The sequence below is a fragment of the Synechococcus sp. R3-13 genome, assembly GCF_047462195.1.
Lineage (GTDB): Bacteria > Cyanobacteriota > Cyanobacteriia > Thermostichales > Thermostichaceae > Thermostichus.
Window position 1 is genome coordinate 1 of sequence record NZ_JANSIO010000271.1, and the last position, 10,032, is coordinate 10,032.

The window sequence follows — 10,032 nt, forward strand, 5'->3', positions numbered from 1 at the left end:
ATTTTTAGCCCGCGTGAAGCCCGCCTCCACCATGGCAAAGCCCGCCTGCATGAAAAACACCAGCGCCCCGGCCACCGTTGTCCAGACGATGTCGGCATGGTATTGCTGAGTTTTCAGTAAGGTTTGTAGCTCAGCCCAAGCCTCGGGTGGGAGAGCCTGTTCCAGAGCCGTGAGATCCGTCTGGGCCAGAGCAGGCGGGGCAACCAAACTTCCCAACCCCAGCAAAGCTCCAACCCCCAGCAGGACTTTCCCCCCTGTCCTCAAACCCAAAAGGATCCCCTGCCGAAGACGAGAGAAAACAGTCTCACCTATCTGACTTTTCATCTCGATTCCAAGTCCCACACCTCGATTTTGAGCTATTTCTCCCCTCCTACCCGTAACCACCTACACCAATGCCACCAAATACATTAGCAAGCCATAAAAGAGAGGGCCAGCCCTGACCCTCCCTTTTGATGCTCAGTTCAGCAATGCTCCGATCCGGCAACCCCAGGTCAGACCGAGCACAACGGCTCAAGATTGCTCCGAATCGGTGGCAGCAGTAACGAAGTCGGGGTAGGCCACGTTGCCATGCTCGCCCACATCCAAACCGGCGATCTCTTCCTCGGCGCTGGTGCGCAGGCCGGTTACAGCCTTGAGGATAAAGAACAGGATCAAGCAGGTAATAAAGGGCCAGAGGAAGTAGGCCAGAGCGCCCACCACTTGTACCCCAAATTGGGCCCAGGTGACCTCTTCAGCATAGTTGGCATTGGCAAAGAAGGGGATCCCTGCTGCCAACACCCCCCAGATACCACAGGTGCCGTGTACCGAAATCGCGCCCACCGGGTCATCAATTTTCAGCACCGTATCCAGGATCACCACCGAAATCACCACCAGAATCCCGGCCACCGAGCCGATGATCAGAGCACCCAAAGGATGGACGCTATCGCAAGGGGCAGTGATCCCCACCAAGCCCGCCAGCACCCCGTTGGCGCCAAAGGTCATGTCTGGCTTGCCAAAATGCACCCAGCAGGTGATTGTCGCCCCAATGGCCCCCGCTGACGCGGCTAGCAACGTATTCATGGCAATCCAGCCAATATCGACAGAGGCTGCAGTGGTGGAACCGGCATTAAACCCGATCCAGCCCAAGGCGAGGATAAACACCCCCAACATCCCCAGCGGCAGGTTGTGGCCGGGAATAGCCCGCGGCTCTCCATTGGGGCCGTACTTGCCAATGCGAGGGCCGAGCACAATGGCGCCTGCCAAGGCCGCAGCGCCGCCTACCAAATGCACCACCCCCGACCCGGCGTAGTCGATGTAGCCCAGATTTTCCAGCCAGCCGGCTGTGCCGCCGTTGTAGTCGCCGAACAGCCCGTTCCAGGCCCAACCCCCAGAGATGGGGTAGATTAGCCCAGAAATAACGACGGAGTAGATCAAGTAGGCCAAGAACTTGGTGCGCTCCGCCATCGCTCCGGAAACAATGGTGGCGGCAGTGGCGGCAAACACCATCTGGAAGACAAAGAAAGTAAAGGGCCAGCCATCTGCCTCGTAAGCCTGCTGCCAGCCAAAAGCAAACCAGTCAGTGCCGAAGAAGCCAGCACTTTTGCCGAACATGAGGCCAAACCCGATGAACCAGAAGGCGCAACAGCCCATGCAGAAGTCCATCAAGTTCTTCATCATGATGTTGGCGGCATTCTTGGCGCGGGTAAAGCCCGTCTCCACCATGGCGAACCCTGCCTGCATGAAGAACACCAAGGCCGCCGACACGATCGTCCAAACAACGTCAGCGTGTTTCTGAACTTCCTCGGCCTCTTGAGCAAAGGCAGTTCCCTGGCCGAATAGAAAAACCAGCGCAGCCATTAGAGCGGCAGTCAGACTCCACTTGGCCGGTCGCCAAAGCCACTGGGGCACCTGGCTCTTGAGCTTTTGGATCATTGTCGTACTCATGCTTTTCGACTCACCTAAAGTGACAGTACTTCTCGCAACACATTACCCGAAAAGTAGGGCAAGAACACCTCATCAGATATACAGCAAAAGAGACATGAAGCAAACTCACACGAGGCTCAGGCCGGGCAACCCAAACCCTGAACGTGATTCCTTCTCATAGGGCATCTTGGTTGAGCTCGCCAGTTCGGATGCGGATGGTTTTTTCGACGGGGCTGATGAAAATCTTGCCATCCCCGATTTCGCCGGTGCGAGCCGCTGCAATCAGCTTCTCCACCACCGTATCCACCAGGTCATCTTCAACCACGATCTCCACTTTCAGCTTTTGTAGGAACTCTACCGTGTACTCGGATCCCCGGTAACGCTCGGTTTGTCCCTTTTGGCGACCAAAGCCCCGCACTTCACTTACAGTCATGCCGACAATCCCGGCATTGACCAAAGCAATTTTGACCTCATCCAACTTGAATGGCCGGATTACGGCCTCGATTTTTTTCATTTGCCTCCTGCACCCCGGATAATTCCGCTAATTTCTAACACTACTGACACCTGCAAATTGTAAAAACAGATACATTTTTATCTCCTACTGAAGATGCTTACCACTCTGGATTTGCTCCCGTCAAGACCGGAAGGCCAAGCTTAAGCTACCTTAACGGGAGGAAGTCCCCACTGGCGTCTCACCAGCATCTGTAAGCGGCTGAGGGCTGAGAGAGGCCAAGCTGGCTGTAATAAGCGCTACCGCAAGCCACCACAGCATTTGTACCTGGGGACGATACCAGATGGTATCCACCAAGCCGTGGGCCATCATGCCGGTGCAAGCGGCCAAGCCTGCTGCCACCCATAGACCCTGGGGATCCCGCAAGTTGAGCAAAGTTTTCCAGCATCTCCAGCCGTGATCCCAGAGCACCAAGAGAAACCAGGCGAAAGTTAAAGATCCGATGAAGCCAGTCTCTACGGTGAGCTGCAGCGGCACTGAATAGGCTCCAAGGGCGCTGAAGTTGCCTCGTTGGTAGAGGGGATAGACGCGGTTAAAGGCAACATTGCCGGGGCCGATCCCCAAGATGGGAAAGTCGCGGATCATCTCCAGCACCGCCGCCCAGACATTGAGGCGAAAGTTGTTGCTGGTATCCAACCGCCCCCAAAAAAGGCTCTGCACCCGCAGCCGCAGGGAGCGTACCGTCAGGATCCCGAGCAACAGAGCAGCCCCCCCTCCGCCCAACAGGGCCGGCAAGGCCCAACGCCGCCAGCGGGCTGGCAAATCGACAGAATGCCACTGTGCCAACAGCACGGCCATCAGGGTGAGCATGGCCAGCCCCCCAATCCAGGCACCGCGACTGTAGGTGAGCAACAGGCAAATCAGGTTCACCGCCGTCGTAAACCCGGCCAGGAGTTTCGCCCCCCAACTGGGCCAAATCCAAGTGGCGGCCAGCCCCAGGGGAATGACCGGGATCAAGTAGCCCCCGTACAGATTTGGGTTGCGCAGATAGCTGTACACCCGCGTCAGACCTGCCAAGCCCGACTCCGGATCCACCCAGGTGGCCAGTTCTGCTGCCCCATAAAAGTATTGCCGCAGGCCGTAGACCCCCATCACCAAGCTGACCAAAAGCAGGGATCCCACAATCCCATCTCGGAATTGGGGTTTGCGCAGCAGACGATGCAACAACAGATAACCAGCCAGGTAGAGAGTCAACTTCAGCCAGCCATCCCGTGCTGCGTAGGCAACCGGAGAGAGAATCGTTGCCAAGGTGGCAATTCCCCAGAAAAGGCCCAGGGGCAGATGCAGCGGCAGCCCAATCGGCGTTTCCACCAAAGTGCCCAGGCCCACCAGAGCGGCCATAGCCAGCAAAATCAGGCCCAGGATGCCGGTGGAGCTTTGCGCAGAGAAAACCCAGTAAAGCAGTACCAGCCCCAGGCCGATGCGGTCGGAAGTCTGCACCAATACGCTGCTTTTCCCCCAACTCTGCAGGGATCCCAATAGACGACCCAAAAGGCTCCCCTGCTGCCAAGCCTTGATGGGAAAGTCGCGCAGCAGAAAACCGTGCCACCGTTGCGTTGCTCGTTCCATAATCCTCTGGGGCGTGTTGGGCCCAAATCCCCACACCTCAAGTCATCCTACTGGTTTCACCAGCGGGACAAAGCTTTAGTCTATATCCCCAGAGGCAAAGAGACAACGAAGAAGAGCGCAACTTCTTATCGCGCCAGCCGGACAAAGTACCCCTCAACAAAAACAAAGAACTGGCTGACTCACAAGACTCTACAAGACAAAAGGCATCGAAGAGTTATCAAAGTTCGGTTTTCAATCTTAAGAACAAGTCTCTGTAAAAAGCAAAGAAGAACAGCAGGAAAAACTACAAAAAGCTCTATCTCAATCTTCAATCAAATGTTGGATTGCCGCAATCGAAGATCTCCTGACCTACCACAGACCGATTCTCAAAAGATTCTTCAGGCAACACAGGCTAACACTTGACCTTGAGATCCTCTTTCACCTTCGGCATTAGGAGAAGGGATTTGATCGCCTAAGCGGGATCCAGACCAACCTTCCTTGGCTCTAACTGCGTTCTGGGAATTGGAGTTGGAATAGTGAATCTGAACACGAGTGGGGCGGCCCAGCCCTAGGGCAGATCCCATGCAACGGGCTAAGATTTGCACCTTAAACTCAAACTCGCCAATGCCATCCATAATCTTTAACCCTGCAGTCTCTGCTCCTAATTCAACTGTAGGAGAAGGTCTACGAAACCTCTTCAGTGGGAATACAGAACTTTTTGAGCTGGGGAGACTTCTGGATTATGAAAGTTATGTAAAGATGCCTTTGTTTTCGCCAGACAGGGCGAGTACTTGACCTATTCTTAAACAACTTGAGTCAAGCTGGGCTCGGTATCTTCACTTGGACTGACTCCCTCCACCAAGTTGAGCAGGGATCCCAGCCAAACCGCTTAGACAAGGGGAACTGACCTACGCAAAATGGAGGAAGTAGGGGAAAAGCATCTCGTAAATCACTCGGTCGAAGCGTGCCCGTTTACCTGTACTGGGGAGATGACACCTATCGCCTGATGCAGGCGGTGCAGCAGTTGCGCGACCAAGTGCTGGATCCCCACTGGGCAGCTTTTAACTACGATCGCCTGCCGCCGGAATCCACGATTGCCGGGCTCAACCAAGCCATGACCCCGCCGCTGGGATCCAACGCCCGCTTGGTTTGGCTGGAAGAGACAACACTCACCCAACATTGCCCGGAAGATCTGTGGGAAGAAGTGGAGCGCACACTGGCCCAGTTGCCCCCCACCACCCATTTGCTCTTGACCACCAGCAGCAAACCGGATGGGCGCCTGAAATCCACCAAAATCCTCAAAAAAACGGCCATTGTCCGCGAGTTTTCGCAACTGGCCCCTTGGGATGAAGAGGGCATTCTCCAGCAGGTGCAGCGGGAAGCTGAACAACGGGATCTGGCCCTCAGCCCGGCAGCCGCCCAGAAATTGGCCGAGGCGGTGGGCAATGACTCCCGTCGCTTAGCGATGGAATTGGAAAAGCTGGCCCTGTTTACGGCAGGCCAACAGGATCCCATTTCTCCTGAACAAGTCGAGGCGTTAGTTCCCGCCAGCGCCTACAACAGCTTTCAATTGGCGGGATCCCTGCGCAAAGGGAATCTGGAACAAGCCCTACGCATCTTGACCCATCTGCTGGATCACAACGAGCCGGCCCTGAGGATTCTGGCGGTGTTGGTAGGCCAATTTCGCACCTGGCTATGGGTGCGGCTGCTGCTGGATCAGGGAGAACGGGATCCCAAAGTCATCGCCCAGAAAGCAGAAATCGGGAATCCCAACCGGGTTTACTTTCTGCAAAAAGAGGTGGGATCCCTGGAAAGCTCAGCTCTGCTAAGGATGATGCAGCAACTTTTGCAACTGGAATACCAGCTCAAGCAAGGTCAGCCAGAGCGAGAGGTGTTTCAAGAGGCGCTGATCCAGATTGTGGCCTTTCTCCAGAAAGGCTCATCTTCCCGCAGCCGCTCTCAGACCTCAGCCGCCGCTCTTCTTGGGGAGAGGGGAACCATTGGCCCAGCGAGCCGCTCCACTGCCACTTGAGGTAACCATGGGGCAGAGCTGAAATGGCTCTACGGGTTGCTGCCAAAATGGCTTCGAGACAACCTCAGAGCAAATAGAGCAAGATAAACAACACGATCCAAACCCCATCCACAAAGTGCCAGTAGATCTCGGCAGCTTCGACGCCAAAATGATGTTGAGCGCTGTAGTGGCCGGGTTTAAAGGAGCGCCAGAGCACCGCCAGAATAAACAGCAACCCTGCCAGCACGTGAAGACCATGAAACCCCGTTAAAACATAGAAGGTGCTGGCAAACAAATTGGTGGTGAGGCCAAACTCCAGGTTGCTGTACTCATAGAGTTGCCCTGCCAGGAAAACCGCCCCCATCAGGGCTGTGAGGGCAAACCACAGTCGCAGGCCCTTGACATCATTGACCTTGATGGCCGACCCAGCTTTGTGAATGACGAAGCTGCTGGAGAGCAAAATCACCGTGTTGATCCCAGGCAAAAGCAATTCCCGCTCTGGGGTTCCCTCCGGCGGCCACACCGGGGCGGTGAGGCTATAGGCCAGGTAGGCCATGAACAGCCCTAGGAAAAGACAGCCTTCTGCCACCAAAAACATCAAGATGCCAAAGACGCGATGATCTGGGTGCTCAGCATGGGCAGTGTGGGCCCTTGAGTGGCCAACCATCAGCGTTTCAGAGGCAAGGGATCCTTGCATATTCCTTTCCACCTAAATTCCTGAATTCCTGAGACTTCTTGAGGCTGTACAAGCAGCCCAGCCAAGACTGGAATACCCAGTGAGCAGGGGATCAGCCGCCCACCGGGCATCCGGCCTGCTAAGAAGAAGTAGGCTCCGCTTCCGCCAGTGCCAGCTCCCGCACGCTCTGCAACTGAGCAGCAAAGTAGTCCAGCGTCTCCTTGCTGTGCAAACCGTAGTCATAGGGGCCGGTCAGCAAAATGGGATCCCCATAAAAGTTGTGATGGGGCGGGGGAGAAGAAGTTGTCCACTCCAGTGTCAGGGCCTGCCAAGGATTATCCCCAGCTTTTGGCCCGGCCACCCAGGAGTAGATGGCGTTAACCAAAAAGGGCAGGGTGGAAATGGCCAGAACAAAGGCCCCCACCGAGCTGATCCAGTTGAGGTCGGCAAATTGGGGATCGTACTGGGCCACCCGGCGGGGCATCCCCATCAGGCCCAGCTTGTGCATCGGCAGAAAGCAGATGTTGAAGCCGACGAAGGTCAGCACAAAATGTACCCGTCCCCAAAACTCATTCAACATGCGCCCCGTCATCTTGGGGAACCAATGGTAGATACCGGCATAGATCCCAAAGACGCTGCCGCCAAACAACACATAGTGCAGGTGGGCTACCACAAAGTAGGTGTCGTGAACGTGGATATCCAGAGGCACCGAGGCGAGGATAATCCCGCTCAAGCCGCCGATCACGAACATCGAGACAAAGCCCATGCCAAACAGCATGGCCGAGCGGAAGTGGATTTTGCCGCCCCACAAAGTGGCCAGCCAGCTAAACACCTTGATCCCAGTGGGAACGGCAATGGCCATGGTGGCGATCATGAAGAACACCCGCATCCAGTCAGGGGTGCCGCTGGTGAACATGTGGTGCGCCCAGACGATCAACCCCAAAAAGCAGATGGCCAAGCTGGAGTAGGCGATGGCCTTGTAAGCAAAGATGGGCTTGCGGGCATGCACCGGCAAAATCTCGGAGATCATGCCAAAGACTGGCAAGATCATGATGTACACCGCCGGGTGGGAGTAGAACCAGAACATGTGCTGGTAGACCACCGGATCCCCGCCGCCGCTGGGGTTAAAAAAGGCCGTGCCCGCCAACAGGTCAAAGCTGAGCAAGATCAACGCACCGGCCAAAACCGGTGTTGCAATGAGGGTAAGAATAGATGCTGCCAGCATGGCCCAGCAAAACAGCGGCATGTCTTCCATCTTCATGCCGGGCATGCGCATCTTCAGAATGGTGGTGATGAAGTTAACCGCCGCCAGGATGGAAGAGGTTCCTGCCAACAAAATGCTCAGGATCCAGAGTTCTTCCCCCACCTTGCCGCTGATCAAGCTGAGGGGGGGGTAGGAAGTCCAGCCGGCAGCCGGAGCCTCTATGAACAGGCTGGCCAAAAGCAGGATCCCTGTGGGCGGAACCAGCCAAAAGGCCACTGCATTCAGCTTGGGGAAGGCCATATCCCGCGCCCCGATCATCAGCGGTACCAGGTAGTTGCCAAAGCCCCCCACCAAAGCAGGCACGATCCACAAAAAGATCATGATCGTGGCGTGCAGGGTAAAGGCACCGTTGTACCGCTCAAAGCCGAGAAAGTCGGCCTCTGGAGTAGCCAGCTCTGCCCGTACTGCCGTCGCCAGCGCCCCTCCCACCAAGTAGAAGAAAAAGGTGGTCACCAAGTACTGGATCCCGATTACCTTGTGATCGGTGGAAAAAGTAAAGAAGCGCCACCAAGGCTCAGCAGGAAGTTCCAGTTCAACCTTCGGTGCAGTAACAAGTCTCGGATTGTCTTGTAGCTGGGTCATTGCCAAAAAGCTCCCGTGTCGCGTCGGCGGAATGGTGTTCTCAAAAGCGCAGGCCAAAGGGATGTTGGGGATCCCGGCTAGCCTGCGGAAGGAAGGGATCCAGAATGGGACTGGAGAGACTTCAAATCTGAGGGGGAGACGCCCAAACGCTGGTGGTGGACATGGGCAAAGGCAGACTCGGCCTCAGGGGAGCCTGGCCGAGGAGAGGGATGGACTGGCGAGAAATCTGAAACGAGGGCCAAGGTGCTGCCCTCGCCACGGGCGGCCAAAACTTGCTCCTGCTGCCAGCGCTCGAAGTCTTCCGGCGTATCCACAAACAATTGCCCTGCCATCACCCCATGATAGGGGCCGCACAGCTCTGCGCAGATGATGGGGTACTGCCCCAGTTGAGTGGGCACAAACTCCAGGTGGGTTTCTCGGCCAGGGATGACATCCTGCTTCAGGCGAAATTGCGGTACCCAGAAGGCATGGTTCACATCCAGAGCCGTCATATCCAAGCGCACCCGCTTGTTCAGAGGAAGGTGCAGCTCGCTGGCCACCAGGCCGGAATCCGGGTAGGTGAACATCCAAGCATATTGCATGCCCTGAACTTGAACGACCAGATCCGGCTGGCCCATCTCCTTCCCGGGTAGCACCGCAGGCGTGTAGGCGTAGCCGGGATCCCCCGCCTCAGCTTCGTGGGAAGACTCCATCGCCATGGCTGCGTGGATATGGCCGCCGACGTGAGCACCCCCGTAAACAGCTTGATAGACATCTAGGCTGGCCAAGCCTAACCAAAGAATGATCACCGCCGGCACCGCCGTCCACACGATCTCCAACAGCACGTTGCCGTGACTGGGATCCCCGTCGCCTTTGTCGCCTCGCCGCTTGCGGTAGCGGACAATACAGTAGAGAAGTACACCCTGTACCACCAAAAAGATCCCTGTGGCAATGGTTATGGTGCTGTTAAAGAGGCTGTCGAACAAGGGGGCTGATTCGGCAGCAGATTCGGGAAGCAGATGGTGGTTTTGCCCGTACCAAAGGCTGGCAAGGGTCAGGAGGATCCCCATACCCACCAAGATGATGTTGCTAATCGCACTCACGACTGCTTTTCCCCAATACAGAGAGCATCTACCCTAGCAGACAATCCGCCCACAGCGTTTGCAGACTACGTTTTCTACTGTTGCCGTTTTTTGTTTTTGTTTACATTGCTTACAGGGCTTACAAAATTTTTGCCTATGGAGCCCGATCCGCTGTGCACGAACTTCCCACCGCTATCAAATACTAGTTCGCGGGGGAAAGAAAGTTGTGTAGACTTATGGATCTCTTCAGGATCTTCCTGGGTGAGCAGCGGCGAGACAGAGCTTTGGTTCCGAGATTTTCGGCAGACCTGTGTAAGGGCGGTACTGCACTGAAGGCCGGCTCTGGTTGAGGGCCATCTCTCCAAACAGAGGTTCTTGTTGCCCGCAGACTGAGGTAGGGTGGGATAACCCCGCAATTGGGCTGGTTTGGACAGGTTTTCTCTCTTTAACAAAGGAGGGGCGCGGGGAGCTATAAGT

The 10,032-nt window shown here is 55.9% G+C and carries 7 protein-coding genes and 1 pseudogene; 1 reads left to right on the forward strand and 7 read right to left on the reverse strand.

Features of this window, described 5'->3' with window-relative positions:
- The 4 genes and pseudogenes from NW856_RS08465 to NW856_RS08480 form a co-directional block, all read right to left on the reverse strand.
- Positions 1-207 (reverse strand): annotated as a pseudogene (locus NW856_RS08465) (hypothetical protein); the annotation flags it as partial.
- Between the two features lie 303 nt (positions 208-510).
- The gene (locus tag NW856_RS08470; RefSeq protein WP_414399822.1) at positions 511-1,923 is read right to left on the reverse strand and encodes an ammonium transporter; all 1,413 of its coding nucleotides are present in this window, start codon (positions 1,921-1,923) and stop codon (positions 511-513) included.
- A gap of 154 nt (positions 1,924-2,077) precedes the next feature.
- The gene (locus NW856_RS08475; RefSeq protein WP_011430352.1) at positions 2,078-2,416 is read right to left on the reverse strand and encodes a P-II family nitrogen regulator; all 339 of its coding nucleotides are present in this window, start codon (positions 2,414-2,416) and stop codon (positions 2,078-2,080) included.
- A 150-nt stretch (positions 2,417-2,566) separates the two neighbouring features.
- Positions 2,567-3,982: an IctB family putative bicarbonate transporter gene (locus tag NW856_RS08480; RefSeq protein WP_414399823.1), complete on the reverse strand. Its 1,416-nt coding sequence runs from the start codon at positions 3,980-3,982 to the stop codon at positions 2,567-2,569.
- A gap of 943 nt (positions 3,983-4,925) precedes the next feature.
- On the opposite strand from NW856_RS08480, the gene holA reads away from it, so the two are divergent.
- Entirely contained in the window at positions 4,926-5,993 is a 1,068-nt protein-coding gene (gene holA, locus NW856_RS08485; RefSeq protein ID WP_414399824.1) for a DNA polymerase III subunit delta, read from the forward strand.
- A 64-nt stretch (positions 5,994-6,057) separates the two neighbouring features.
- Here holA and NW856_RS08490 read toward each other — a convergent pair whose 3' ends face one another.
- The 3 genes from NW856_RS08490 to NW856_RS08500 all read right to left on the reverse strand — a co-directional run bounded on the left by NW856_RS08490 (position 6,058) and on the right by NW856_RS08500 (position 9,576).
- Positions 6,058-6,669 carry a cytochrome c oxidase subunit 3 gene (locus NW856_RS08490; RefSeq protein ID WP_414399825.1) on the reverse strand — a complete coding sequence of 204 codons (612 nt, stop codon included), beginning with the start codon at positions 6,667-6,669 and terminating at the stop codon, positions 6,058-6,060.
- Positions 6,670-6,787: 118 nt separating this feature from the next.
- A complete protein-coding gene (ctaD, locus tag NW856_RS08495; RefSeq protein ID WP_414399826.1) occupies positions 6,788-8,494 on the reverse strand; it encodes a cytochrome c oxidase subunit I in 1,707 nt (568 codons plus the stop codon).
- A 77-nt stretch (positions 8,495-8,571) separates the two neighbouring features.
- A complete protein-coding gene (locus NW856_RS08500; RefSeq protein ID WP_414399827.1) occupies positions 8,572-9,576 on the reverse strand; it encodes a cytochrome c oxidase subunit II in 1,005 nt (334 codons plus the stop codon).
- Between the last annotated feature and the right edge of the window lie 456 nt (positions 9,577-10,032).